Source organism: Anaerofilum hominis (assembly GCF_014287275.1).
GTDB lineage: Bacteria > Bacillota > Clostridia > Oscillospirales > Ruminococcaceae > Pygmaiobacter > Pygmaiobacter hominis.
In genome coordinates this window covers 310483-335786 of sequence record NZ_JACONZ010000003.1, presented here as the reverse complement: position 1 = coordinate 335786, position 25304 = coordinate 310483, and the positions used below count along the sequence as shown (strand labels likewise).

Genomic DNA, 25304 nt, shown 5'->3' with positions numbered 1-25304 from the left:
GGGCGTGCCCCGCGTTTCCTGATTTTGCTGCACAGGGGTTTTTGCGATGAAGCTGAACAATGGTCTGCTTGCACTGGAAGAGGATTATGTTTTTTCTGAGGTCAGCCGCCGCGTGCGGCGCTTTGCCTCTCAAAATCCCGACGCCCGGCTGATCTCGCTGGGCATCGGGGACGTGCGCGGCCCCATCTGTCCCGCCGTGACCCGGGCCATGCGGCAGGCGGTGGCCGATCAGGCCCGGCAGAGGACCTTTCACGGCTATGGGCCGGAGCAGGGATATCAGTTTCTGCGTCAGGCCGTCGCCGCCGCCCTGACCCAGCGCGGCGCGCCGGTGCCGCCGCGGGACATCTTTATCAGCGACGGGGCCAAGACCGATCTCGGCGGCATCTTCGACCTGTTTGCGCCGGGGGGCGCGGTGCTGCTCTGCGATCCCACCTATCCGGCGGTGCGGGACGACTGCCGCATGCGCGGCATGCGCCCGGTCTCGCTGCCCGGCACCGAGGCCAACGGTTTTCTGCCCCTGCCTCCCGCAGGCGACGGAGAGGTGGACGCCGTGTATCTGTGCAGCCCCGCCAACCCTACCGGCGCCGTGTATGACCGGGACCAGCTGGCGGCCTGGGTGGAGTATGCCCGCAGCCGCGAGGCGCTGCTGATCTTTGACTCGGCCTATGAATCCTTTATCACCGACCCCAAGCTGCCGCGCAGCATTTACGAGATCCCCGGCGCCAAGAACTGTGCGGTGGAGATCGGCTCTTTTTCCAAAGTGGCCGGGTTCACCGGCACCCGCTGCGGCTACACGGTCTTCCCCACCGAACTGCAGGTGCGCGGGGTCTCGCTGCAGGGGCTCTGGCGGCGGCGGCTGGCCTCCCGGTCCAATGGGGTAGCCTATGTGGTGCAGCGCGGCGCGGCGGCTGTATACAGCCCCGCAGGCCGCCAGCAGACCGCCCGCGCTCTGGCCGTCTATCGTGAAAACAGCCGTCGTCTGGCCGCGGCCCTCACGGCGGCCGGCCTGCCCCATTGGGGCGGCCAGCACTCGCCTTATCTGTGGCTGAAATGCCCGCGCGGGCTGTCCTCCTGGGGCTTTTTTGATTTTCTGCTGCAATACGGCAATCTGGTGGGCACGCCTGGCATCGGCTTCGGCCCCATGGGCGAGGGGTATTTCCGGCTCTCTGCGTTCGGCGACCCGGCCAGCGTGGAACAGGCCTGCGATCGCCTGCCCCGCACGCTGGAGTTTTTGCGCTGAGGCCGCCGGCAGGCCCGCGGCGGCAGGTCAAAAGCGCCCCTTCCCCCGCCTTTCCCGCCTCCGATCCCGGCTCAAAGCACCGCTCCCGATCGAGACGTCGCCAGAGACGGTCTTTCCGGGATGCAGCGGCGCTTTGGTCCTCGGGGCCTATCTGTGACACAAGTCTGCCCGCCTCTCGGTATTTCACATCAGTGTTGACATCCGGCCGGGCAAACCGGTCTTTATCGAAATAACCCAAAAGAACCCCTGCACCAAGGATGTGCAGGGGTTCTTTGCGCCGGGTATCTGGCCCCCTTGGTGGCATCCGGCTTTTGGCGCCGGTCAAAGCGGTCGGCTCTCCACTTTTTCATCAGGAAACAGGTCATAGAATCGCTCGGACAGGCGGCCGCACAGCTTATCTGCTTTTCGGTGATGGGATGGTGTTTGTTCTTCCTCAGATCAAAACGCGGTACATTCCCCTCGTTTGTGAGCCATACAAAAAACGGACGGCTTGGCATTTGAGTCCATCCCCTGTTTTCATTTTGGCTCTATGGGGTCCGCCTTTTAGGGCAACTGACGGGATTTTTGCCGTCGGGACGGATGAAAAAAAGGGGCCCGCCCGCCTGCCGATTGACATTCTCCCGCCGGGCAGGTACACTAGAATCGATCGGTTTTTTCGTATTTTTGAGAATTTAAGGGAGGTTTTTCTCTTGATCACAGTCTCCACCCGCCCCTTTGGAACGCTGCCGGACGGCAGGCCCGTCACGGCTTATACCATCTCCAACAGCGCCGGTATGCAGGTCACGGCGCTGGATTACGGCGCCATCCTGCAGAGCATCTGCGTGCCCACGGCCTCCGGGCCGGTCGACGTGGTGCTGGGCTACCCCGGGCTGGACGGTTACCTCGTCAGCGGCGGTTATCTGGGCGCGCTGGTGGGCCGCAACGCCAACCGTCTGGGCGGCGCTTTTATTGAGATCGACGGCAAGCGCTGGCCGGTCACCGCCAACGAGGGCAAAAAGCAGCTTCACGGCGGTCTGCACGGCTTCAATGAAAAGCTTTTTTCCGCCCGCGAGGTGGAGGGCGGCGTGGCCTTTTCCTGCCTGAGCCCGGACGGGGAGGAGGGGTTCCCCGGTGAGGTGTCCCTCACCGCCGCTTACACGCTGGACGAGGCGGGGGCCCTGACGCTGGACTACCGCGCGTCCGCCAGCAAAGACACGGTGGTCAACCTCACCAACCACAGCTATTTCAACCTCAACGGCGGCGGCGACGCCATGGCGCACCGGCTGCGCATCGACGCGGATGCCATCACCGCGATGGACGCGGACTCGCTTCCCACCGGCGCGCTGATGCCGGTGGACGGCACCCCGTTTGATTTTCGGGAATTTCACACCCTGGCAGAGCGGATTGGCGCGCAGGACGAACAGATGGGCTTCGGCGGCGGCTACGACCACAACTTCGCGCTGAACAAGGCAGCCGGCCAGCTGGCCACCGCTGCTGTGCTGGAGGGAGATCAAAGCGGTATCGTGCTCACCTGCCGCACCACCTGCCCCGGCCTGCAGCTCTACAGTGCCAATTTCATGGACAAAAACGCCGCGCCCGGCAAGGGGGGACGCCGGTACGGCGACCGCGAGGCGGTCTGTCTGGAGACCCAGTATTTCCCCAACGCCAACAACTGCAAAAACTTTCCCTCGACCGTGCTGCGCGCGGGGGAGATCTACCATGAGGTCACCGTTTACGCCTTTTCAGCGCGCTGAAATACGGGGCAGGGCCACATGCTGAAAAAATAGCTCAGCCGTCCCTCCCTGGAAAAACAGGGCGGCAGGCTGTAAAAAGAGGGTGCAGAGCGTCTGTTTTGCACCCTTTCTGCGTGTGGCCCTGCGCTGCTTCTCTCCGCTGTCATACTGCCGCCGCGCCCCCGGCCCTTGGCCGGCGCCTTTTTCTCTGCGCGCGCCGCGTCCGGGCCGCGCTGGTTTTGCGCCGGCAGCTGCCCGCAGCCGGGCTTTTTGCGCCGGACTTTTTGCCCTAAAAAGAAAAAAGCCGATGCAGAGCAGTGAGCGGGAGACCTGAGTCTCCCCCAAAAACGCCCGGCCTTTCTTTTTCCAAAAGGCTCCAAAATACTGTCTTGGGCCCTGGCCCGGACCTGTTCCGCGCCGTTTTTGCTCTTGCGACTTCCCATCCGGCTTCAGAAGCAGCCGACGGCAAAGGGGCCGCCCGCTGCACAAAACCGGCTGTGAAACCGGCCGCAAACGCGCGGCGGCGGGAAGAAGCGTCATCGGCCCGCGAAACGGGTTTGGCCCCTGTTTCAGTTCGGTTCCCGCTCTGTGCAAAGCGGCCGAAACGGGAGGGTAACTTTTGCAGAGAAAGCCCCGGCATCGCAGGATGCACGGGGCTTTTCCTTTTGCGCGGCTGTCGCCGTATCTGTTTTTCAGCAAAAAAAGGGCGAGAGGCGTCCCGCAAAAGCGGTCTGCGGGCGGCGTCCCGCGTGAGGGTGCGCGCGCTCCGGCGCCTCCGCCCCGCCGTCCTGCGGCGGCAGGTCCAGAGGATACCGCGATCTGCTGCGCCCGGCCTCTGCTTTCTTTCCGTTCCGCGCTCTTTCCCGCGCCGCGCTCCTTTTTGGACTTTTTGCATACTTTAATACCATTTGTATTCCAAGCCGGCCGCAGGGATGGCCCTGCCGCCCCCGGTACCGCGGCAGGGTGCCCGGCGCTTTTCTGCGGGAAAGGGCAGGCGCACAGGGAGGGGCGGCCTTCATAAACACAAAACAGCAAAATATCCTGTTTGGGCCGCCCAGCCGCGCGCACTTTTACAGAGGGCGGCGCGGTCCCATCGGGGAAGCTCTCCGGGCGCGGGCCCAAAAGGGCCGCCACGGCGCTCACCGGATCACGGAATGGCTGAGGATATAGAACTCTTCCTGGCTGGGCTGCTGCTTTTTCTCCATCTTTTCCAGCCCGTCGTCAAAGCGCTGTGCTTCCTGTTCCTCGATCTTCATAACGGGGCTGTCCCGGTAGACCCAGTCTTTCCCCTCCAGCGCGCCGGGCCGGAGCTCTTTCACCAGCATGGCCGCCGGATAGCTCCCATCCTCTGCGCACACCCGATACTTCCTGCAGCTTTTAAACCCGCGCCCCACATAGTTGGCCGGGCTGCCGAAGATCACGATCGCTTCATACCCCAGCGCGAGCGCCCGCGCAAACGAGTCCTCCATCAGCAGCTTGCCATATCCCCTGCGCTGAAGACCCGGCAGGATGCTGACCGGGCCAAAGGTCAGGATCTGCTTCTCCGCTCCGTCCCTATCGGTCAGGCTGGCGCGCGTATACATGATATTCCCGATCACCTGGCCGCCGCGCTCCAGCACCAGGTCCAGTTCCGGCACAAAATCCCGGTGGCTGCGCATGATATGGACGAGGTAATGCTCCACACAGCCGGGGATATACAGATTGTAAAAGGCCTGCCGGGTGATCTCTTCCACCCGCGCGTGGTCGGCCTTTGTCTCGCGGCGGATCGTGATCTGTTCCTTTTCTTCCGTCATTTCCATCTCCTGATCTCTCTTCTCTCTCATTTTGGTCTGCAGGCCTGCGGCCGCAGCGGCGGTCTCGGGGCAGCAGGCAGCGGCCGGGCCATCTCCCGTCCCCGGACAATGGCGCTCCGCCCTTTCCTGCCGCAAAAGGGGCGCCGCCCCCCTCAAAAAAAGGCGGGCGGCCCGGCCGGGCTCCGCGTCCCTGTCCCGGCCGCAGATGCAAAAAAGCCGCGGCAAAGGCCGCGGCTTTTTTTACAGGGGAAACGAAGCTTATTTCAGCTCGATCTTCGCGCCGACATCTTCCAGCTTCTTCTTGATGTCCTCGGCGTCCGCCTTGGAAGCAGCCTCTTTCAGGGTCTTCGGGGCGTTGTCGACCAGGTCCTTGGCCTCTTTCAGGCCCAGGCCGGTGATCTCCTTGACGGTCTTGATGACCTGCATCTTGTTGGCGCCGACCTCGGCCAGAACGACGTCAAACTCGCTCTTCTCCTCAGCGGCAGCGGCACCGCCGGCAGCGCCGCCGGCAACGACGACGGGAGCAGCGGCGGAAACGCCGAACTCCTCTTCGATAGCCTTGACCAGCTCGTTCAGCTCGAGAACGGACAGGGTCTTGATTTCTTCAACAAAGTTGGTGATCTTCTCGGAAGCCATAATGTTGTCCCTCCATAATGTTCAAATTTTTTGTGTTGTGGGGCGGCCCAAACCAGGTCAGGCCGCGTCGCCCTCGCCGTTCTTCTCGGCAATGGCGTTCAGAGCGACGGCCAGGCCGCGGATATTGCCCTGCAGCGCGGAGCACAGCATGGACAGCAGCTCCTGCTTGCCCGGCAGCTTGGACAGCTCTTCGACGCCCGCGACATCCATCTCCTTGCCGTCCATATAGCCGGCCTTGATGGAGAACTTGCCCTTGGACGCTTCAGCGTACTTGCCCAGGATCTTGGCGGCGGCGATGGGATCCTCCTTGGAGATCGCGATGGCGGTGGAACCCTCCAGCACCTTCTCCATCTCGGTGTAGCCGAGACCGGCGATCGCAAAGCGCAGCATGGTGTTCTTGACGACGGTGTACTCGACGCCCGCCTCGCGCAGCTCGCGGCGCAGCTTGGTGTCGTCCGCAACGCTGATGCCCTTGTAGTCGACCACGACGCCGGCCACAGAGTTTTTCAGCTTCTCCTCCAGCTCCTTGACGTAAGCCTGTTTCTGGGACAGAATTTTCTCACTTGGCAAAATTTTTCACCTCGTTTCCCTGTTTTCAGATAAAAAAGCCTCTCCCCGGCAGCCGGGAAGAGGCGCAAAACGTCGCATTGCGATCTTTGAGCGCTCATCCTCGGCAGGCGGGGCAAAACCCCTTTATATCTGGCGATACCTGCTGTCTTTGGACAGCTTTTTTATTTTACCCCCTCTTGCGGGGTTTGTCAAGAGCCTGCCGCTCAGGCGCCGTAGCGGGCGCTGTTCAGCTTGACGCCGGGGCCCATGGTGGAGGCCACGGTGGCGCTCTTGATATACTGGCCTTTCGCGGCGGCGGGCTTCGCCTTCACGATGGCGTCCATGACGGTCTTCAGGTTGTCGCCCAGCTTCTCGGCGCCAAAGGAGGCCTTGCCGATGGGCACATGGATGATGTTGGCCTTGTCCAGACGGTATTCGATCTTACCGGCCTTGGCCTCGGCCACCGCGCGGCCCACGTCCATGGTGACGGTGCCGGCCTTGGGGTTCGGCATCAGGCCGCGGGGTCCCAGGATCTTGCCCAGGCGGCCCACGACGCCCATCATGTTCGGGGTGGTGATGAGGACGTCAAAATCGATGAAGCCCTCGTTCTGGATCTTGGCGGCGAGCTCTTCGTCGCCCACCATCATTGCGCCGGCGTCCTCGGCCGCCTTGGCGGCGTCGCCCTTGGCGATGACGATGACCCGCACGTCCTTGCCGGTGCCGTGGGGCAGCACGACGGCGCCGCGGACCTGCTGGTCGGCGTGGCGGCTGTCGACGCCCAGGCGCACGTGCAGCTCGACGGTCTCGTCAAATTTGGCCTTTGCGGTCTGGCAGCACAGCGCCAGGGCCTCCTCGGCCTCATATGTTTTGGTGCGGTCGACCAGCTTCGCCGAGTCGACGTACTTTTTACCGTGTTTCATATTCTATCCTCCTGTGGTTAAATCGGAAATTTCCTCCCACTTCTGGCGGGTCCGCAAAGCTTACTCGGCGACCTTGACGCCCATGCTGCGGCAGGTGCCGGCGATCATGGACATGGCGCTCTCGACAGACGAGGCGTTCAGGTCAGGCATCTTGGTCTGGGCGATCTCGCGCAGCTGATCCTTGGTGATGGTGGCCACCTTGGTCTTGTTGGGCGCGCCGGAGCCGGACTCGATGCCGCAGGCCTTTTTGATCAGGACCGGGGCCGGAGGAGTCTTGGTGATGAAGCTGAACGAGCGGTCGGCATAGACGGTGATCACCACGGGGATGATGTAGCCCATATCCTTCTGGGTGCGCTCGTTGAATTCTTTCGTGAAAGACATGATGTTGACGCCGTGCTGGCCGAGAGCGGGACCAACGGGCGGTGCCGGGGTTGCCTTGCCGGCGGGAATCTGGAGTTTAATATACCCCACTACCTTCTGAGCCATTGTCTGCACCTCCAAAAAATTGTGGTTCGTTGCGGATGAGGATGTCCCCCATCCTCCCACGGAGCCCCCAAAAGGGGCTCCTATCAAAAACCGCAAAAGCGGTTTTCTGCAAAAATTGCGGACTTACAGGGGTTTCACCTGCGACAGGTCCAGCTCCGCGGACGTCTCGCGCCCAAACATGGAGACCTTGACCTTGACCTTCTGTTTTTCCATATCGATCTCTTCCACCAGGCCGATGAAGCCCTCCAGCGGGCCGGCGGTGACCTCGACGTTGTCCCCCACCTTGTAATCCACCTGCGCCTCGTGCGTCTCCACGCCCAGCGCGTCGACTTCCGCCTGGGTCAGGGGGATCGGCTTGGAAGAGGGGCCCACAAAGCCGGTGACCCCGCGGGTGTTGCGCACCACATACCAGGAATCGTCGGTCATGACCATCTTGACCAGCACATAGCCCGGAAAGAGCTTGCGCTCCACCTCGCGCTTGACGCCGTCCTTGATCTCGGGGACGATCTCGGTGGGCACCTTGACCTCCTGGATCAGATCATGGAGGCGGCGGTTCTCCACCAGGGTCTCCAGGTTCTGCGCGACCTTGTTTTCATAGCCGGAATAGGTATGCACCACATACCACAGACCTTCTTCTGCCATCTCCGTCTCCCCTTTCATTGCGCCGCGCCCTTATCAGGTGCGCAGGATCAGCTTCAGGATCAGGCCGAACAGGTTGTCCAGGCCGAAGATCACCAGCCCGGCGACGATCACCACGGCAATGACGACCAGCGTATTGTTGATGACCTGCTTTTTGCTGGGCCAGACGATCTTCTTCATCTCGGTGAAGGTATCGCGGAAGAACTTTTTGATCGAGCGGAAGAAGCGGATGAGGAAAAACGGCTTCTTCTCTTTCTTTTCCGTCTTGGCGGGCTTTTCCGTCTTGACGGCTTTTTCAGCCTTTTCAGCCATTGTTCTCCGCCTTTCTTACTTCGTCTCTCTGTGGAGAGTGTGCTTCTTGCAGAAGCGGCAGTACTTGTTCATCTCCAGCCGGTCGGGGCTGTTCTTCTTGTTCTTCATGGTGTTGTAGTTGCGCTGTTTGCACTCCGTGCATGCAAGGGTAATTTTGACTCTCATTCTTCGGCACCTCCATTAAACGGTTCGTTTCGCCTCTGCCGCCCCCGCAAAGCGCGGTCACGGCGGGCTGGCCTCCCTCTTTTTTAAAGTAGCGGGCCCGCTTTTTGCGTCAAAAAATAGGCACAAAAAAATAGACCTGCAAAGAGGTGAATTAACTATAGCACATCCCGCCCGCCCGCGTCAAGGGCATGCAGGCCTTTTCTTTCGCGCGCGGGGGATATTTTTGCCCGCGCGCGTGCGGCGGCCGGAGAAAAAGGCCGTGGGAGATCTCTTTGGCCGGCCGCGGGGCCACTGCCGCAGCGGCAGCGCCCGGCAGAGCACGCCCCCTGCCGCGCCGCCCTGACGGCGCCCGGTCCCAAAAGCGCGGCGCCCCTTTCGTCCCGCCGGCAGCTCCCCGTCCGGCGGTTCCCTTCTTGCCGCGCCCGGGCGGGCAGGCGCTTTTTCCGCGCCGGGCCCCCGCAGGCAAAACATAAAAAGGGCGCGCTTTTGTCAGCGCGCCGCTTTTGCGCAGGGCCTGCCGCCCCGCTCATTTCAGTTCGCGGATGCAGTTCTCACACAGAAAAAAGCCGGGCTTGATCTCTTTCAGGCTGTCCGCCGACCCGCACCGCAGGCATTTTTTCGACACCTTTTCAAAAATGATGCGCCCGTTTTCTTCGTCTACGAGAAGCTCGAGACTGTCCTCTTCACCGATGTCAAGACTTTTTCTCGTCTCGAGCGGGAGCGCGACCCGTCCCAGCCCGTCCACTTTTCTGAGGATACCCGTCGACTTTATCATCTTCTTCTCTCCTGTTCCAGTTCTTTCTCGGTGACCCGCCTTTTAATCCCATGTTAGCACATCTTTTTCTCAGAAACAACATCTATTTAGGGACTTTTCTATGGATAGATCGTTTCTTCTGTTCTGTATAATTTGTATGCTATTCGTAGAAAATATCCCAAGATAGGCGGCGATGCCCGTGAATTCCAAAAGTCTGGGGAAAAAGCTGAGATCTTACAGGGCAAAGCGGGGCTGGAGCATCAAGGAATGCGCAGAAAAGATCGGCATCAGCACCCGCTACCTGGCGGACATCGAGCGCGGGGACAAGGTGCCCAAGCTGGAGACCTTCGTCCACATCCTGAACACCCTTTCCGCCTCTGCGGACGACGTGCTGCAGGACAGCCTGACGGTCGGCTATTTCGCCAAGAGCAACGATATCATCAAAAGGCTGGACGCCCTGGACCCCGGACGCAAAAAGCAGGCGCTGGACATTCTCGACAGCGTCATCTCCTCGCTGAAAGAAAACTGAAAGCCTTTGAGCCGCGGCTCGAAGGCTTTTTGTCTGCGGCGGCCCAAAAAGCCGCCGGGCAAAAAAAGGCCCGGCTGCGCCCGCATCCTCTTTTCATAACCCGCGCGGTATGGTAATATATATCTGTATCTGCAATTTTGACCGCGTGCCGGGCGCCGGCCGCCCGCGCCCGCGTTTTTGGGCCGCCGCGCAGGATGCGGCGGGGACGGGCCGCCCCGGCCGTTTTTCCCAAATCGGGAAGGAGTATTCTTAGATCATGGCAAAACAAAAGATCTGCGTCCTGTTTGGAGGCGTATCCAGCGAACACGAGGTGTCGCTGATGTCGGCGGCCTCGGTGATCCGCAACATCCCCGCCGACCGCTACGAGGTGATCCCGGTGGGCATCACCAAAAAGGGCCGCTGGCTGTATTACCCCGGCCCGGTGGCCAATCTGGCGGACGGCAGCTGGGAGCAGTATCCCGACTGCGTGCCCGCTTTTATCAGCCCGGACGCCACCGACCGCGGCATCGTCAAGTGCGTGGACGGCGCTTTCACGCTGCAAAAGGTGGACGCGGTCTTTCCCGTGCTGCACGGCAAGGGCGGCGAGGACGGCACCGTACAGGGCCTGCTGGAGCTGGCGGGCATCCCCTATGTCGGCTGCGGCGTGCTGTCCAGCGCGCTGTGCATGGACAAAGCGGCCGCCAACCTGGTGATGGACGCCGCGGGCATCGACCGCTGCGAGTGGGACTACATGACCCGGGCCGAGCTGCCCGGCTTTGACGCCGTGGCCGACCGGCTGGAGCGCAGGCTGGGCTGGCCCATCTTTGTCAAGCCCGCCAACGCGGGCAGCTCGGTGGGCATCAGCAAGGCGCACGACCGGCGCGAGCTGCTGGACGCCGTGCATCTGGCCCTGGCCCACGACACCCGCATCGTCTTTGAGCGGTTCGTCACCGGGCAGGAGGTGGAGTGCGCGGTGATGGGCAACGACGGCCCGCAGGGCACCCTGCCCGGCGAGATCCTCGCCAGCCAGGAGTTTTACACCTACGACGACAAGTATCTCGCCGGCACCAGCCGGGTGGTCATCCCGGCGCAGCTGGCCCCGGAAAAGCTGGAAGAGGTGCGGGTGACGGCGGTGCGCGCTTACCGCACCCTCTGCTGCACCGGCCTGGCCCGGGTGGACTTTTTTGTGGAGGCAGGCACCGGCAGGGTGCTGCTCAACGAGATCAACACCATGCCCGGTTTCACCGACATCAGCATGTACCCCAAACTGATGCTGCACGCCGGCATGACCTACGGCGGGCTGCTGGACCGGCTGATCCAGCTGGCTTTCGAGAGGAAGGAGACCGCGAATGGATAACCGGCCCATCGGCGTGTTCGACTCCGGCCTGGGCGGGCTCACCGGGGTCAAAGAGCTGGTGCGGCTGCTGCCCGGCGAGGACATCGTCTACTTCGGCGACACGGCGCGGGTGCCCTACGGCGGGCGCGGGGCCGACACCATCATCCGCTACGGCAAAGAGGATATCCAGTTCCTGCTCTCAAAGGGCGTCAAGGCGGTGCTCTGCGCCTGCGGCACCGTGTCCTCCACTTTGCCCGCCGCGGTGACCGACGCGCTGCCCGTGCCCTTTGTGGGCGTGGTGCAGGCGGCGGCACAGGCGGCTGTCCACGCCAGCTGCAGCGGCCGCATCGGGGTCATCGCCACAGCCGCCTCTGTCCGCAGCGGCGGCTACGAGGCCGCAGTAAGGGCCCTGCGCCCGGACAGCGTCCTCACCGCGCGGGCCTGCCCGCTCTTTGTGCCGGTGATCGAAAACGGCTATGTGGGCCGCGACGACCTCATCGTCACGACCCTGGCAAAAGAATATCTCGCCCCGGTGCGGCGGGCCGGGGTGGATACGCTGATCCTGGGCTGCACCCACTACCCGCTCATCGCCGGCGCCATCGCCGACGAGATGGGCCCGGGGGTGCGGCTGATCGACTCCGGCGCCGAGGGCGCCGCGGCGCTGCGGCAGCTGCTGGAGCGGCAGGACCTGCTGAACGGGCGGACGTCCGGCGGCGCCGTCAGCTTTTATGTCAGCGATTCAGGAGAAAACTTCGCCGAGGTGGGCGGTCTTTTTCTCGGAAAGGATGTGCACGGCACCGTGCACCCGTTTACACTATGGGATTGAGCACAGGGATGCCGGAGCGGCACGGGCGGCCCGCCCGCGCCGTCCGGGTCAGACCCGGGAGGGCGGATATGAAAGAGGATTATCTGATCAGGATCAAAGGCGTGCAGGAGTCCGAGGGCGAAGAGAACGAGGTGGAGCTGATGACCCGCGGCAGCTTTGTGCAGCGGGGCGGCAGCTATTATATCACCTACCGCGAAACCGAGGCCACCGGCTACGACGGCTGCACCACTACCGTAAAACTGGACAAGGCCGGCACGGTCAGCATGCTGCGGTTCGGCCCCGCGCCCAGCCAGCTGGTGATCGAAAAGGGGCGGCGGCATATCTGCCACTACGACACCGGCCACGGCGCTATCACCATGGGCATCGCCGCGGACGAGATCATCGCCGATCTGTCCGACCGCGGCGGCAGCCTGCGCTTCAGCTATAATCTGGACATCAATTCGAGCCCGTTCTCGAAAAACACCGTCAATATTACCGTCAGGGAGGCATAACGACTTTGGAGTTTCATCATTACAACCCGGTGGCCCGCGCGCGCAGCGCGGCCTACGACCTGATCCTGGCCGCCATGGGCGCGGCCGTGGCGGCCGGCGAACTGCCCGAGGCGCCCACGCCTGCTTTCAAGATCGAGATCCCCGGCGACGTGCGCAACGGCGACTTCGCCTGCAACGCCGCCATGGTGGGGGCGCGCGCTTTCCGGCTGCCGCCGCGCAGGATCGCCGAGATCCTGACCGCCCGCGCCGACTGTGCGGGCACCCCTTTTGAGCGGTTGGAGGTGGCGGGGCCGGGCTTCATCAATTTCTTTTTGTCCCACCGCTATTTCGAGGATGTGGTGCTGGCCGCCAACCAGCAGGGCGCGGACTGGGGCCGCACCGAGTTCGGCGAGGGCAAACGGGTGAACGTGGAGTTCGTCTCGGCCAACCCCACCGGCCCCATGCATCTGGGCAACGCCCGGGGCGGCGCGCTGGGCGACTGCCTGGCCGCAGCGCTGGAATGGGCGGGCTATCAGGTCACCCGCGAGTTTTATGTCAACGATGCGGGCAACCAGATCGAAAAATTCGGCGACAGCCTGTCCGCCCGTTATCTGCAGATCTTCAAGGGCGAAGAGGCGGTGCCTTTCCCCGAAAACGGCTATCAGGGCGAGGATATCCGCCAGCGCGCCCGCGAGTTTGCCGACCTGCACGGCGACGCCTTTGTGGACAGCCCTGCGCAAGAGCGCAAAAAGGCCCTGGTGGACTATGCGCTCCCGCTGAACATCCAGGCCATGAAAGACGCCATGGAAAAATACCGCATCCACTATGACGTCTGGTTCCTCGAGAGCCAGCTGCACGAGAGCGGCGCGGTGCAGGAGGTGCTGGACAAGCTGTCCGCCCTGGGCGCCACCTATGAAAAGGACGGCGCCATCTGGTACAAGGCGGGCGAATACAGCCTGAAATGGGGCGCCAACAAGCGCCCCAAGGCGGGCGAGGGCGAGGCGCAGGACGGGCCCAAGGACGAGGTGCTGGTGCGCGCCAACGGCATCCCCACCTATTTCGCCGCCGACATCGCCTACCATTACAACAAGCTGGTCACCCGCGGCTTTGATCTGTCCATCGACGTCTGGGGCGCCGACCACGCGGGCCACGTGCCCCGCATGAAGGGGTCCATGGACGCGGTGGGCCTGTCCGGCAGCCGGCTGGACGTGGTGCTGATGCAGCTGGTCAAGCTGGTGCGGGACGGCCAGGAGGTGCGCATGAGCAAGCGCACCGGCAAGGCGGTCTCGCTGGTGGACCTGCTGGACGAGGTCCCTATCGACAGCGCCCGGTTCTTCTTCAACCAGCGCGAGCCGGGGGCCCAGGTGCTGTTCGATATGGACCTGGCGGTAAAACAGGACAGCGACAACCCGGTGTACTATGTGCAGTACGCCCATGCCCGCATCTGCAGCATCCTGCGCGCCCTGGCCGCAGAGGGGGTCACGCCGCGGCCCGCGGCCCAGGCCGACCTCTCCCTGCTCACCGACCCGGCCGAGATCGAACTGGTGCGCCACATCGGCTATTTCCCCGAAGAGATCGTGACCGCGGCCAAGAACTACGATCCGGCCCGCATCACCCGCTATGTCACCGATCTGGCTACCCTGTTCCACAAATTTTATACCGCCTGTCACGTCAAGGGGGAGGCGGACGCGCTGCAGCAGGCGCGGCTCGCCCTGTGCACTGCGGCAAAGACCACCATCGCCAACGGTCTTGCGATGCTGAAGATCACGGTGCCGGAAAAGATGTGAACCCGGCGGAGCGGCTGACGCACCTGCGGGAAACAGGGACGGCTTTTTCGGCAGGCGGCCCTAAACCGCAAACAATGGCGGATGGCCTCATGCACGATCCCGATAAAGATACAGCGATCAAGCGTCGATGTTTTTCAAGGTGCGGCTTTGTCAGCCGCCCGTAAAGCTTCGCCGCGGCCCGGCGCCGGGAAATGTTTTTTCGGCGCCGGGCCATATTTTTGTCCCGCTTTTTCTGAGCCGCTCTGCCCAGGGAGGCGTAGTTGTCGGGAGGGCGCGGCTGTCAAGGAGGGCGCTGTCATAGGGGGAGCGCAGCCGTCAAGAGAGAGTGCGGTCGTCAGGAGGTAAAGTTGTCCGAGGGGAATGCAGCGCCTCTGGTAGGGGAGCTCAGCCGCAGGCGGCGCTGCCGCCAGGGGGCACAGTGGCGAGAGCGGCAAGAGAAAATTCTTTCTTCCGCTCTCCCCTCCAGCCCAGGCGCACCTTTCAGATCCCCGTTTTGCTGTAAAATTGAGATTTTTCTTATTGCACGCCTGTTTTTTTTTTCCTTTTCCTGTATAATGGATCCAGGCCCTGCGTGGGGCGGGGCCTGGACTAAAAGGAGGAATCATCATGAAAAAGGACCGTTTTGGGATCTGTCTGACCTTTTACGCGGTGCTGTCCTTTGTTCTGACGATCTTGGGCCAAACCCTGCTGGGCGGGCTGCTGCTCGCGTTCGTCATCCTGGCCGAGCAGGACGAATGGCTGATCCGCCAGACCATGCAGGCGTTTTTCCTGTCCCTGATCTCGGGGATCGTCAGCGCTTTTATGGGCGCCTTCTCCTGGCTTTGCACCATCCCCATTCTGGGGATCCTGGTCTCAGGTCTCTTCGGCGTCGTATCTGTTTTTTTCAGCGCCGTGGCCGGCATCCTCTCTCTTGTCATCCTGATCTTTGCCGTCATCGGCCTGGTCAACGTCGCCAAGGGCAAGGACGCCAGCGTCCCCCTCTGCAAGGGGTTTGCCGACAAAGCGTTCGGCCTGGTGAAAACCGCCAGCTCTACCCAGGCGCCGCCCGCCGGGCCGCAGGACCCGCAGTGATCTTTCGCCCCGCGGCAGGTGGCCTCTGACTGTGCGCGCATCCGCCCGCTGCAGGCGCACAGCCATGCAGGCCGGCGGCGGTGTGTGGCCGCAGCGGATCCTCTGTTTCGCGCGCGTCTTTTCTCGATAAAAAACAGGCGGCAACTCACAGGTTTTGCCGCCTGCTTTTCCCAGCTTATGCCGTTTTTGCCGGCACAGCTCCGCCGGGAAAAAGGCGCTTTATTTTCTATCCCGATGCCCCACCCTGGCCGCTCACGCGGCGGCCGGGGCACTGGCCCCCCCAATAGGTTTACGGCCATTTTTTACGATCAGTGCTGTAATTCAAGCAAACAAATGGACAAAAAGGAATTTGTGCAGGAGATATCATGAATCACATTGGGACGATCAGATTGGAAACAGACCGATTGATCCTCAGGCGCTTTACCATAGAGGATGCAGAGGAAATGTTCCACAATTGGGCATCAGACGACGAGGTAACAAAATATTTAACTTGGCCTACGCATCAAAATGTTGAAATGACGATAGGATATATAAATTATTGCATACAAGGATATGCGGATCCCGCATTTTATCAGTGGACAATAGAAATAAAAGAGACTCATGAATTGATCGGTAATATTTCTGCTGTAAAAGTAATTGAGGAAACGGATAGTTTGGAACTGGGCTGGGTCATAGGAAGAAAATATTGGGGAAACGGATACACAGCAGAAGCAGCAAAAACAGTACTTGAAGTGTTCTTTGATAAGGTCGGGGCAAATTGTGTTTATGCAGGCCATGATGTGAACAATCCCAATTCCGGTCGCGTGATGCAGAAAATCGGTATGAAGTATGAAGGCACTTTACGTCAGAGCGGTAGAAATAATCAAGGCATCGTAGATTGTGCACGCTATTCGATCCTACGGTCTGAACGGTAATTTCCAGTTTGGACAAGGATTTGAGACGTTCCCAACGGGCAAAAACAGCCGCAGCTGTCACAGACAGAAACAAATCAATTCCTGTTTTTTATCCTGATGTCCATGCCCTCGCCGCTCACGCGGCGACCGGGGCACCGGCCAAAAAACAGTCTGCAGTCTGCGGCTATTTTTTATTGCTTTGCAATAAAAAATCCTATCTCTATTCGCCGCGGCCTGAGGACAGGCCGCATGGCTGCTAAAAAATAGCCTCCGGCTATTTTTTATTGATTTTATAGACGAAAATCTTCTTACAACTTCTTATAAGCCTTTATAACGGAGCTGCGAAGCCCTTGTAAATCAAAGCGTTTCTCTACTTCTGCCTAAATCTTGCCATATCTCTTTATAAGCTCTTTTTGTAAGCGCGGGCGTCAAAAAAGCGTCATGTGAAATCGTGATGTTACGCTGCTAAGATGTATTTTAGGAGGATATAAAGATAATGTACCGCACCCATTAAAATTTGCGCTGAAAGCCGCTTATAGCAAGGCTATTTCTGCTCCTACTTCTTAACAAGTATGCCTCACAATTATCGAGGGCGAAAGCATAATTTGCTGTCGCTCTTTTGATTGCCACACAAACAGGGGCAGATGAGCTTCTCAATGACGGCGAAGCCGTTTACTTTATCGTTAACAAGGGCGGCTGGTTCTGCTACTTTCCGTTGCGTTATATGCTCACAATCTCCCTAACAAACTAGGATTTACTTAATAATATGTGCTGTGATAATTGTATAACTATATGAATTGATAGTGATTTTGATATTTTCAACTTCACAATACCAATTTTTCCCCTGTTTGTATATGTTGCAATTTTTATCCAATACCTTATTTTTGCAATACTCAACAACATCTACTGTATCTATTTTTAGATTTCTTTTAATTCTATCAACTCCCATTTCGGTTGTATGAATTTTGTCAATATTATCAAGTAATATCTTTTTGTCTTCCATTCTTTCTCCTTTATAACTTCCGATTTATCACTCTCAATCATAATTTTATATCGCTTTAATAATACTACATCTCTATCAACATTTCTATAATACATTATTGGTACCCAGTTAGGAAATAGAGAGAGGGTTTGGGATACTACCAACAAGCAGTTTTCTGGAAGAGGGTACCTTCTTCCTATGCTTGCTCTTCTATTTCTTTGTCCCAAAAACAGGAAAGGAAAAAATGAAAATGGATAACCCGCATTTGCTAAACTGGTATAAGGAGATTGCATTTTGCAAAGATAAGTAGCCATATCTTCTTATTTGTTTTAATAAGTTCTCATTGAGTTCGGGCGTCAAAAAAGCGTCAAACCACACTTTTAGCCTACTAATTATTCACACGAACAAAGCCCTATAATTCAGTAGCCATGAGGCTTTTCAGTATTTCACAATCTTTGACAGCTCAAAATCTATCTCCATGCGCCGTGGCCTGCGGACAGGCCACATGGCTGTTAAAAAATAGCCTCCGGCTATTTTTTATTGCTTCGCAATAAAAAACAACTTATCTTAAATTGGCCCCGCCCTCGCCGCTTTCGCGGCAACCGGGCGGATGGCCGAAAAAATAGCCTCCGGCTATTTTTTACCGCCCGCGCAGGCTTCCCTACCGGAAGCCTGCTTTTTCTTTGCGCCAGGATGCAGTATAATAAAAACAACAGCGGCAGACGCCGTCCTGACCCGGCGGCGGCCCGCCGTCCCCCCCGCCTCAGCCGGGCGCGGCGACACCGCAGAGCGGCGGTTTTCTTTCTTTGGAGATCCGCAGACAGGAGCGCAGCATGGAGATCACTTTTGAAAAGATCCGGGCCTACCGGCTTCACGCCCATCATCTGGACCGCCGGCTGCCCGCCGGGGAACTGGCGGCAGCCGCCGGGGCCTGCGGGGTACAGAACTCACCGCCGGGCGCGTGGGAGACGGCCCTGTTCAACCGCGTGGCAGGGTGTACCCTGGCGGGGCTGGAGGAGGCGCTCTGCGTCCGCAAAGAGCTGCTTCAGGCCTGGAGCTACCGGGGCGTGCCGGTGGTCTTTCCCACCGGGGAAAGCGGTGTCTTTCTCTCCCCTCTGGCCGCCCTGCCGGGAGAAGGCCCCTGGATCTACACCCGCGGCGTGAGCGCAGCGCTGGACTTTCTCGGCATGTCCTTCGACCAGCTGCTGCCGCTGGTCGCGGAGGCGGCGGCCTGTCTGGACGGCTGCACAGTCCGAAGCAAAGAGGCGCTGGACCGCACCCTTGCCGCCCGGGTGGAACCGCATCTGCCTGCGGAAAAACGGCCGCTGTGGAACGCGCCCTCCATGTACGGCGCGCCGGACCGGCAGTCGGTGGGCGGGGCTGTCGTCTCCTTTTTGCTGCGCCCGTGTTCTTTCGCCTCTCTGGTGGTCTTTGGACAGAGACAGGACGGCAGTCCCACTTTCACCTCTTTTCAAAGCTGGACCGGCCGGCAGCCTCGGCAGTGGCCGGAGGGGGAAAAGGAGCTGGTGCGCCGTTTTCTGCGCTGTTATGGCCCCGCCTCCCAAAGCGGGTTGGCCGCCTGGCTGGGCTGCTCTCCGCGGCAGGCCGCGCGCCTGTGGAACGGCGTCGCCCCCGAGCTGGAGCCCGTACAGGTGGCGGGTGGGACCCGTTATCTGCTGGCCTGCGAGCGGGAGGCGCTCGCCGCCGCACAGCCGGGGGACCGGTCCCTGCTTTTGCTCGGCCCCCACGACCCCTATCTCGATCTGCGGGACCGGGCCGTTGTGCTGGCCGACCCGGTCCTGCAGCGCAGGGTGTGGAAAACGGTGGCAAACCCCGGCGCAGTCCTGAAAGACGGCCGGGTCATCGGCGTCTGGCAGGCCCGGCCGGCAAAGGAGGCGCTCGGGATCTCGGTCTCTGTTTGGGAGGATCTGCAGACGCCGGAGCGCGGCGCTTTGGAACGGCTGGCAGAAGAATATGCCGTGTTCCGGCAGGCCCGCCTGCAGCATTTCACGCTGGAGATCGTCTGAGACTTTCTCCGCGGCGGCAGCTTCGGGCCGACACGCCCTCCCCCCCTGCCCAAAAGCCGCCGCAGAGCGGAGCAACAGCAAAAGCCCCGGCAGCCGCACGCCGCATTCCTGCCGCGTTCGGGGCCGGGAGCAAAGGAGGAATCACCATGCAGATCGAATTGAAACGGGGCGGCGCCGCCGCCCTTGCCGACACGCACGGGGCGGAGCTGTTCTCCTACCGCACCCCGGCCGGGGAGCAGGTGCTCTGGGGCGGCAGCCCGGACAGCTGGACCGGCCGCAGCCCGGTCCTGTTCCCGCTGGTGGGGGCCGTAAAGGACCGCGTCCTGCGCATCGACGGGCAGCGGAACCCGGTGAAGAACCACGGTTTTGGCCGCGATCTGGAGTATACCGTCACCGCGCGCAGCGACTTTTCAGTTACCCTGCGCGCCGAGGCCGACAGAGACACGCTGGCCGTCTACCCTTACCCCTTTGCGCTGGAGATCACCCACTCCCTCACCGGCGCGGGCTTTGCCACCCGTTACCGGGTGACAAACACCGGCAGCCGCCCGATGGCTTACTGCATCGGCGGCCACGTGGGCTTTTGCTGCCCGCGGGGCGCGGGCGCCTTTGAAGATCACGACCTGCTGCTGCCGGAACAGGCAGACGTGCTGCTCATGCCCGTCCAAAACACGCCCCTGCCGGGGCAGCAGCCGAGCCGGCCCCTGCTGTCCGGGGTGACGGGCTTTGGGCTGGACCGGGGGCTTTTCGATCAGGGGACCCTTTATCTGGAACAGCCTGGGCTGCACAGCATCACGCTGCGGGACCGCCGCAGCGGGCGCGGTGTCTCGATGGCCTATGCGGGCTTCCCGGTGATGGCGCTCTGGACCAAAGAGCGGGCGGACGCCCCTTTCCTCTGCATCGAGCCCTGGCACGGCCTGCCGGAAATGGAGGGCGAAAGCGGCCTGTTCGAAGAAAAGCCCTACCTCATCCCGCTGGCCCCCGGCCAAAGCCGTTCTCTGGAATACACCGTGACGGTGTTTTGAGGGCGATCTTCCCCGGGATAGACAGGATAGTAAAATCCCGCCTTACAAAAAGCAGGGTCGCCAATATAACATTGACGACCCTGCTTTTATTTTTCTTATCTTTTCCGCAAAGTTAGAAAAGTGCTCTTCCCCGCCGTTCTCCCCTCCCCCTATAACATAAAGGAAAGAGATAAAAATGCCGTGCGAAGAAGAATTTGCAGCCCTTGCGCAGGCTGCCGCGAACAAACGGGATCTCGCTTACTCTCCCACGTCCACGACCGCAACGGTGGAGTCGCCCGCTTCGGCTTTTTCGATCACGGCCTTGTACAGCGCTTTGGCGTGGTCGCTGCCCATCGTGGCGCCGGCAACCGCCGCCACCTTATCCGGGTCGCTGGTGGCCTTGAGGTTCTCTTCCAGCTGCGGGATCCACTCAGAGGGCTGCGGGGTCATGGGGTAGTTGTCCGGGGTGGCCCATTCGCTTTTCAGGTTTCCGTCCGCGTCTTTGGAGTCGAAATCCAGCTCGGCGATCTTACCGTCTTTATAGGTGACGGTGAGGTAATCTTTCCAGCCGTGATTTGCCTCGGCAGCGGCGTCGCTCAGCTCGGCAGTGTAGGTGCCGTCCTTTACCTTGCTGCTGCCGCCGCAGGCGACCAGGCCCAGGGCCAGCACCAGTGAAAGGGCGATCGCGACCATCTTTTTCATGAGAATGCCTCCTTATGATCTTTCCTTTTTTAATTCCCCTATTTCCTAAAGGTCTTATGGGATTTTATTTTACCACGCGCAGCCAAACTTTGTCAATCTCTTTTGCACACGTTTTCCGCCGCTGCGGGTGTCTTTGTCTTCAGTATGCCCCTTTCCCGCCCGCTTCACTCCCCACTGTGCGCGCAGGACAGCCAAATGCAAAAAATTCATGTCAAAAAGTCGCTTTTTATTGTAATCAACGCCGAATTATTTTATAATGAAACCGCAAAGAACCGCCGCGGGCTGCGGCTGCGCGGCTTTTTTCCCGCTTTGGGGGGCAGAAAGGAGAGACTATCCGTGGAACTGATCAAAATGCAGATGCTGGGCGGTTTTGCAGTTTCGGTCGGCGAGGTGGAGATCTGCGGTCCCGACTGCCGCAAGGGCCAGCTTTGGAGCCTGCTTCAATATCTTGTCACCTTCCGGCATCGGGAGATCCCGGCGTCCGAGCTTCAAGCTGCCCTTTGGCCAAAAGGCACCGGCAATCCCTCCAACGCCCTGAAAAATCTGGTCTACCGGGTGCGCACCACTTTTGAGGATGCGGGCATCTCGGATGCAAAGCAGCTCATCCTCTGCAAACGGGGCGTCTACCGGTTCAACGGCGCCCTGCCGCTGGAGGCGGACACCGAGCTGTTCGAGGCCGCGGCCGCGCAGGCGCTGCGGGCGGAGGGGCCCCAGCGCATCCCCCTGCTGAAAAGGGCGGCCATCCTTTACAGCGGCGATTATCTGCCGGGAGAGGAGCGGCAGAGCTGGGCCGCCGCCGTGCGTGAGGACCTGCACGGGAAGTATGCCGCCTGCGCCCTGCCGCTGATGGAGTATCTGGACGGTACGCAGAATTGGAGCGCTCTGCTGCAGCTCGCCAGCCACAGCACCGACATCGACCCGTTCGACGCCCCGGCCAGCTATTACCAGCTGCGGGCTCTGCTGGGGCTGGAGATGCAGCCCAAAGCGCTGGAATACTACAATTATCTGCAAAACCTGTATTACCGCGAGCGCGGCGAGAGCCTGCCCGAGCAGGTGCGCGGTCTGTATCTCGACATCATCCGGCACATGAACAACATCGAGATCGACATCGCCAAGATCAAACAGGACATCAGCGAAAAGGGCGAGGCCCGGGGCGCTTTCCTGTGCGAATATGAGATCTTCAAAGAGCTGTACCGGGTAGAGGCGCGGGCGGCCGCGCGCACCGGGCAGAAGATGTTTCTCGGCCTGCTGACCCTCACCGACGAGGAGGGCAGCGCGCCGGCGGGCCGCGCCCGCAACCGGGCCATGGATCACCTGGAAAAGACGCTGGTGCTCAGCCTGCGCCGGGGCGACGTGGTGGCCCGCTTTTCCGCCACCCAATATGTGGCGCTGATGGCGACCCGCACCTATGAAAACGGGCTCAAGGTCATCGGCCGGGTAGAGCGCCGCTTCCGCGCCGAATACCGCGGCCGCGGCGTGCGTCTGGCGACCACGCTGCAGCCCATCGACGTCACCGAGGGATGATCCCGCCGGGAGAGGAGTTGTGTCCATGATACGCCCTGTCCGCCGGGAAGAGCTGGAGGCCTGCGCCGCGCTGGTGCGCGAGAGTTTTGCCACTGTGGCGCCCCAATACGGCATCACCCGCGAGACCGCGCCCCGGCACACCTCTTTTTTGCCGGCCCGGCGCCTTTTCGACCAATATGACCGCGGGGAACCCATGTACCTTTACGAACACGAGAGGCGCGCGGCAGGCTATTGCTCCCTGTCCCCCGGCGGGGAAGAGGGCGCCTGCGAGCTGAACCATCTGGCCGTGCTGCCCGCCTGCCGCCATCTGGGCATCGGCAAGGCGCTCGTGGACCATGCGGTGCGGGAGGCGCGCGCGATGGGCTGCCGCAAAATGGAGATCAGTATCATTGAGGAAAATACCGTGCTGAAGAACTGGTACCAGGCCCAGGGCTTTGTGCCCGTGCGCACCCAGAAATTTGATTTTTTCCCTTTCACCTGCGGCTACCTGGAACTGGCGCTGTAAAAAAATGGGGCCCCGCCCCCAGCCGCTGGTGTCAAAAACCGTCCAACAGGAAAGACCCGGCTGCCGGCGACCGCCGCGATCAGGTCTTTCTTTTTTACAGCTTTGCGCGGTGGGGCGTCAGGAAGCCGCCGCCCGGTCCCTCTGCGTCCGGGGCTGGTCAAAAGGACCGCGCACCTGCCCACGGCAAAGGATGGGCACAGGAAAAAACTCAGCAGCGCGGCTGTTGCTTTCAGCGTGAAACACCGTAAACCGGCAAAAGATCCGTCCGCACCCGGCCGCCCCGCTGCGCGGCAGCCGGGCGGATGGCCAAAAGACCAGCTTCCGCTCTGCGGAAGCTGGTCTTTTGTTGCTGCGTCTTTCTGCGGAGCGCTGCCGCGCAGCGGGGGTCACACCTTGGCCTTGCCGAACTCCGACAGCGCCAGGCCCTCGTTGTGGTCCAGCGCCCACTGGATGCTCCAGCTGTTGGTGAACAGCAGCAGCCTGCCGCCCCGCACGTCCTGCACCTTTTTGGTATCGCTGGTCAGCGAAAGGGTGTTGGGGTCCAGGTCCTCGTTCTCGATCCAGCGGATAAACTGGTGGGGCATCCGCTGCATATGAACGTCCACGTTGTACTCGTTTTTCAGCCGGTACTCAAACACCTCGAACTGCAGCACGCCCACAACGCCCACCACGACCTCTTCCATGCCGCCGCCCAACTCCTGAAAGATCTGGATGGCGCCCTCGTTGGCGATCTGGGTGGTGCCCTTGATAAACTGCTTGCGTTTCATGGTATCCACCTGCCGCACGAGGCAGAAGTGCTCGGGCGCAAAGGTGGGGATGCCCTCGAACCGGAACTTTTTGCCCGGCGCGCAGAGCGTGTCGCCGATGGAAAAGACCCCCGGGTCAAATACGCCGATGATATCTCCGGCATAGGCCTCCTCGATGATCTCACGCTCCGAAGCCAGGATCTGCTGCGGCTGGGAGAGCCGCAGCTTGCGGTCCTGCTGGACGTGCAGCACCTCCATATTCTTCTCAAACCGGCCGCTGCAGATGCGCATAAAAGCGATGCGGTCCCGATGCGCCTTGTTCATGTTGGCCTGGATCTTGAACACAAAGGCCGAAAAATCATCGTCCATGGGGTCGATCTCCCCCGCGTCCGACCGGCGCGGCAGCGGCGGGGTGGTCAGGCGAAGAAAATCCTGCAAAAACGGCTCGACGCCAAAGTTGGTCAGCGCGCTGCCGAAAAACACCGGCGAGAGCTTTGCGTGGCGGATGGCCTCCAGATCGAAATCATAGCTGGCGCCATCCAGAAGCTCGATATCGTCGGCCAGGGTCTGATGCTGCGCCGCCCCGATCAGGCCGTCCAGCCCCGGGTCGCCCAGCGTGGCCTTGACGGTCTGCAGCTTGTGCTGCCCGCCCAAAGCGCTGCCTGCCTCGTCGCCATAGGACAGGATCTCCCTGTTTTCGCGGTTGTATACGCCCTTAAAGTCCCGGCCGCTGCCGATGGGCCAGTTCATGGGATAGGTGCGGATGCCCAGCTTCTGCTCGATGTCGTCCAGCAGGTCAAAGGGGTTCAGCGACTCCCGGTCCATTTTGTTGATAAAAGTGAAGATGGGGATATCCCGCAGCAGGCAGACCTTGAACAGTTTTTCCGTCTGCCGCTCCACCCCCTTGGCCGCGTCGATGACCATCACCGCGCTGTCGGCCGCCATCAGGGTGCGGTAGGTGTCCTCGGAAAAGTCCTGATGGCCCGGGGTGTCCAGGATATTGATGCAGTAGCCGTCGTAGTTGAACTGCATCACCGAACTGGTGACCGAGATCCCGCGTTGTTTTTCGATCTCCATCCAGTCGGACACGGCGGCCCGCTGGGTCTTTTTGCCCTTGACCGTGCCCGCCAGCTGGATGGCGCCGCCGTAGAGCAGCAGCTTTTCGGTCAGGGTGGTCTTACCGGCGTCCGGGTGGCTGATGATGGCGAAAGTGCGCCGCCGCCGGATCTCCTGTTCATATTGTTTGGACAACTTTACGTTCCTCCCGCTCGCAGAATGGGTGGGCCGCCCCTGCGGGCGGACATACGGTATTATTTTATCTCGCAGGCAGCGGAAAAGCAAGGATTTTGCGCGCGAAATTTTGGCCTGGCCCGCGCGGGAAACGCCTCACAGCGCCCACCGCCCGCCGCCGTCCCGGCAGGGGGGCACAGCGCCCCGCGCCCCCTTTTATGCACCGGCCGCCGCACAGGCAGGCGACAGCGAGAAAGCGATCTGCCGCTTTGCTCTCGATCCTGCTTTATTTCCCCCCAGCCGGCGCAGGCGGCGAGAACGCGTCCCGCGGCCGGTGCCGGCGGGGCTGCGCCCTCAAGGTGCAGCGCCAAAAGCGCGGCGAAAAACGCGCCCGCCTCCCGGCGCCGCAGGGGCGCAAGGACGTGGGCGCTGCAAAGGTGCGGGGGGCTGGGCAGCCGTCCGCCCCGTGCGCTCCCTCCGCGCCTAAAGC

Annotated in this window: 25 protein-coding genes and 1 other annotated feature; of the genes, 13 read left to right on the top strand and 12 right to left on the bottom strand. The window is 61.0% G+C overall.

The features are described from left to right. The first annotated feature begins 46 nt into the window (after nucleotides 1–46). A complete protein-coding gene (locus H8S23_RS10050) occupies nucleotides 47–1240 on the top strand; it encodes an LL-diaminopimelate aminotransferase (RefSeq protein WP_186888207.1) in 1194 nt (397 codons plus the stop codon). Nucleotides 1241–1929: 689 nt separating this feature from the next. Further along, nucleotides 1930–2973 carry an aldose epimerase family protein gene (locus H8S23_RS10045; RefSeq protein ID WP_207721141.1) on the top strand — a complete coding sequence of 348 codons (1044 nt, stop codon included), beginning with the start codon at nucleotides 1930–1932 and terminating at the stop codon, nucleotides 2971–2973. A gap of 1118 nt (nucleotides 2974–4091) precedes the next feature. Here H8S23_RS10045 and H8S23_RS10040 read toward each other — a convergent pair. From H8S23_RS10040 to H8S23_RS10000, 9 genes are all read right to left on the bottom strand, one after another. After that, a complete protein-coding gene (locus H8S23_RS10040; protein WP_243165974.1) occupies nucleotides 4092–4751 on the bottom strand; it encodes a GNAT family N-acetyltransferase in 660 nt (219 codons plus the stop codon). Between the two features lie 252 nt (nucleotides 4752–5003). Further along, a complete protein-coding gene (gene rplL / locus H8S23_RS10035; RefSeq protein ID WP_186888205.1) occupies nucleotides 5004–5381 on the bottom strand; it encodes a 50S ribosomal protein L7/L12 in 378 nt (125 codons plus the stop codon). Nucleotides 5382–5438: 57 nt separating this feature from the next. Beyond that, complete coding sequence (rplJ, locus tag H8S23_RS10030; protein ID WP_186888204.1) at nucleotides 5439–5951, bottom strand: 50S ribosomal protein L10; 513 nt, start codon at nucleotides 5949–5951, stop codon at nucleotides 5439–5441. Between the two features lie 22 nt (nucleotides 5952–5973). Continuing rightward, nucleotides 5974–6121 (bottom strand) — a sequence feature (ribosomal protein L10 leader region). A 33-nt stretch (nucleotides 6122–6154) separates the two neighbouring features. Continuing rightward, the gene (gene rplA / locus H8S23_RS10025) at nucleotides 6155–6850 is read right to left on the bottom strand and encodes a 50S ribosomal protein L1 (protein ID WP_186888203.1); all 696 of its coding nucleotides are present in this window, start codon (nucleotides 6848–6850) and stop codon (nucleotides 6155–6157) included. A gap of 60 nt (nucleotides 6851–6910) precedes the next feature. Further along, entirely contained in the window at nucleotides 6911–7336 is a 426-nt protein-coding gene (gene rplK / locus H8S23_RS10020; RefSeq protein ID WP_186888202.1) for a 50S ribosomal protein L11, read from the bottom strand. A gap of 123 nt (nucleotides 7337–7459) precedes the next feature. Further along, on the bottom strand, nucleotides 7460–7978 hold the full coding sequence (gene nusG / locus H8S23_RS10015) for a transcription termination/antitermination protein NusG (RefSeq protein WP_186888201.1): 519 nt from the start codon (nucleotides 7976–7978) through the stop codon (nucleotides 7460–7462). A 33-nt stretch (nucleotides 7979–8011) separates the two neighbouring features. Further along, nucleotides 8012–8287, bottom strand: coding sequence for a preprotein translocase subunit SecE (gene secE, locus H8S23_RS10010; protein ID WP_186888200.1), 276 nt, complete (start codon nucleotides 8285–8287; stop codon nucleotides 8012–8014). Nucleotides 8288–8302: 15 nt separating this feature from the next. Continuing rightward, nucleotides 8303–8452: a 50S ribosomal protein L33 gene (gene rpmG, locus H8S23_RS10005; protein WP_102049639.1), complete on the bottom strand. Its 150-nt coding sequence runs from the start codon at nucleotides 8450–8452 to the stop codon at nucleotides 8303–8305. A gap of 526 nt (nucleotides 8453–8978) precedes the next feature. Continuing rightward, the gene (locus H8S23_RS10000) at nucleotides 8979–9227 is read right to left on the bottom strand and encodes an AbrB/MazE/SpoVT family DNA-binding domain-containing protein (protein WP_186888199.1); all 249 of its coding nucleotides are present in this window, start codon (nucleotides 9225–9227) and stop codon (nucleotides 8979–8981) included. Between the two features lie 178 nt (nucleotides 9228–9405). On the opposite strand from H8S23_RS10000, the gene H8S23_RS09995 reads away from it, so the two are divergent. The 7 genes from H8S23_RS09995 to H8S23_RS09965 all read left to right on the top strand — a co-directional run bounded on the left by H8S23_RS09995 (nucleotide 9406) and on the right by H8S23_RS09965 (nucleotide 16118). Beyond that, nucleotides 9406–9735 carry a helix-turn-helix domain-containing protein gene (locus tag H8S23_RS09995; protein WP_186888198.1) on the top strand — a complete coding sequence of 110 codons (330 nt, stop codon included), beginning with the start codon at nucleotides 9406–9408 and terminating at the stop codon, nucleotides 9733–9735. Nucleotides 9736–9991: 256 nt separating this feature from the next. Beyond that, the gene (locus H8S23_RS09990; protein WP_186888197.1) at nucleotides 9992–11071 is read left to right on the top strand and encodes a D-alanine--D-alanine ligase family protein; all 1080 of its coding nucleotides are present in this window, start codon (nucleotides 9992–9994) and stop codon (nucleotides 11069–11071) included. Continuing rightward, nucleotides 11064–11876, top strand: coding sequence for a glutamate racemase (murI, locus tag H8S23_RS09985; protein WP_186888196.1), 813 nt, complete (start codon nucleotides 11064–11066; stop codon nucleotides 11874–11876). The genes H8S23_RS09990 and murI overlap by 8 nt, the downstream gene beginning before the upstream one ends. A gap of 68 nt (nucleotides 11877–11944) precedes the next feature. Further along, nucleotides 11945–12367: a YwiB family protein gene (locus H8S23_RS09980; RefSeq protein ID WP_186888195.1), complete on the top strand. Its 423-nt coding sequence runs from the start codon at nucleotides 11945–11947 to the stop codon at nucleotides 12365–12367. After that, complete coding sequence (argS, locus tag H8S23_RS09975) at nucleotides 12364–14133, top strand: arginine--tRNA ligase (protein ID WP_423717614.1); 1770 nt, start codon at nucleotides 12364–12366, stop codon at nucleotides 14131–14133. The genes H8S23_RS09980 and argS overlap by 4 nt, the downstream gene beginning before the upstream one ends. A 606-nt stretch (nucleotides 14134–14739) precedes the next feature. Continuing rightward, nucleotides 14740–15204, top strand: coding sequence for a hypothetical protein (locus H8S23_RS09970; RefSeq protein ID WP_186888194.1), 465 nt, complete (start codon nucleotides 14740–14742; stop codon nucleotides 15202–15204). Between the two features lie 365 nt (nucleotides 15205–15569). Next, nucleotides 15570–16118 (top strand): GNAT family N-acetyltransferase, encoded by a 549-nt coding sequence (locus tag H8S23_RS09965; protein WP_186888193.1) that lies wholly within the window; start codon nucleotides 15570–15572, stop codon nucleotides 16116–16118. 733 nt (nucleotides 16119–16851) lie between these two features. Here H8S23_RS09965 and H8S23_RS09960 read toward each other — a convergent pair. Beyond that, nucleotides 16852–17100: a DUF3781 domain-containing protein gene (locus tag H8S23_RS09960; protein WP_029503574.1), complete on the bottom strand. Its 249-nt coding sequence runs from the start codon at nucleotides 17098–17100 to the stop codon at nucleotides 16852–16854. Between the two features lie 785 nt (nucleotides 17101–17885). On the opposite strand from H8S23_RS09960, the gene H8S23_RS09955 reads away from it, so the two are divergent. Together H8S23_RS09955 and H8S23_RS09950 are read left to right on the top strand one after the other, a co-directional pair. Further along, on the top strand, nucleotides 17886–19106 hold the full coding sequence (locus H8S23_RS09955) for a winged helix DNA-binding domain-containing protein (RefSeq protein WP_341479915.1): 1221 nt from the start codon (nucleotides 17886–17888) through the stop codon (nucleotides 19104–19106). 146 nt (nucleotides 19107–19252) lie between these two features. After that, the gene (locus H8S23_RS09950; protein WP_186888192.1) at nucleotides 19253–20128 is read left to right on the top strand and encodes an aldose 1-epimerase family protein; all 876 of its coding nucleotides are present in this window, start codon (nucleotides 19253–19255) and stop codon (nucleotides 20126–20128) included. Between the two features lie 237 nt (nucleotides 20129–20365). Here H8S23_RS09950 and H8S23_RS09945 read toward each other — a convergent pair whose 3' ends face one another. Continuing rightward, complete coding sequence (locus H8S23_RS09945; RefSeq protein ID WP_186888191.1) at nucleotides 20366–20809, bottom strand: hypothetical protein; 444 nt, start codon at nucleotides 20807–20809, stop codon at nucleotides 20366–20368. Between the two features lie 336 nt (nucleotides 20810–21145). On the opposite strand from H8S23_RS09945, the gene H8S23_RS09940 reads away from it, so the two are divergent. Both H8S23_RS09940 and H8S23_RS09935 read left to right on the top strand, forming a co-directional pair. Next, nucleotides 21146–22333 (top strand): BTAD domain-containing putative transcriptional regulator, encoded by a 1188-nt coding sequence (locus tag H8S23_RS09940; protein ID WP_186888190.1) that lies wholly within the window; start codon nucleotides 21146–21148, stop codon nucleotides 22331–22333. 25 nt (nucleotides 22334–22358) lie between these two features. Beyond that, complete coding sequence (locus H8S23_RS09935; protein WP_186888189.1) at nucleotides 22359–22838, top strand: GNAT family N-acetyltransferase; 480 nt, start codon at nucleotides 22359–22361, stop codon at nucleotides 22836–22838. Between the two features lie 386 nt (nucleotides 22839–23224). Here H8S23_RS09935 and H8S23_RS09930 read toward each other — a convergent pair whose 3' ends face one another. After that, nucleotides 23225–24835 carry a peptide chain release factor 3 gene (locus tag H8S23_RS09930; protein WP_186888188.1) on the bottom strand — a complete coding sequence of 537 codons (1611 nt, stop codon included), beginning with the start codon at nucleotides 24833–24835 and terminating at the stop codon, nucleotides 23225–23227. Nucleotides 24836–25304: the final 469 nt, after the last annotated feature.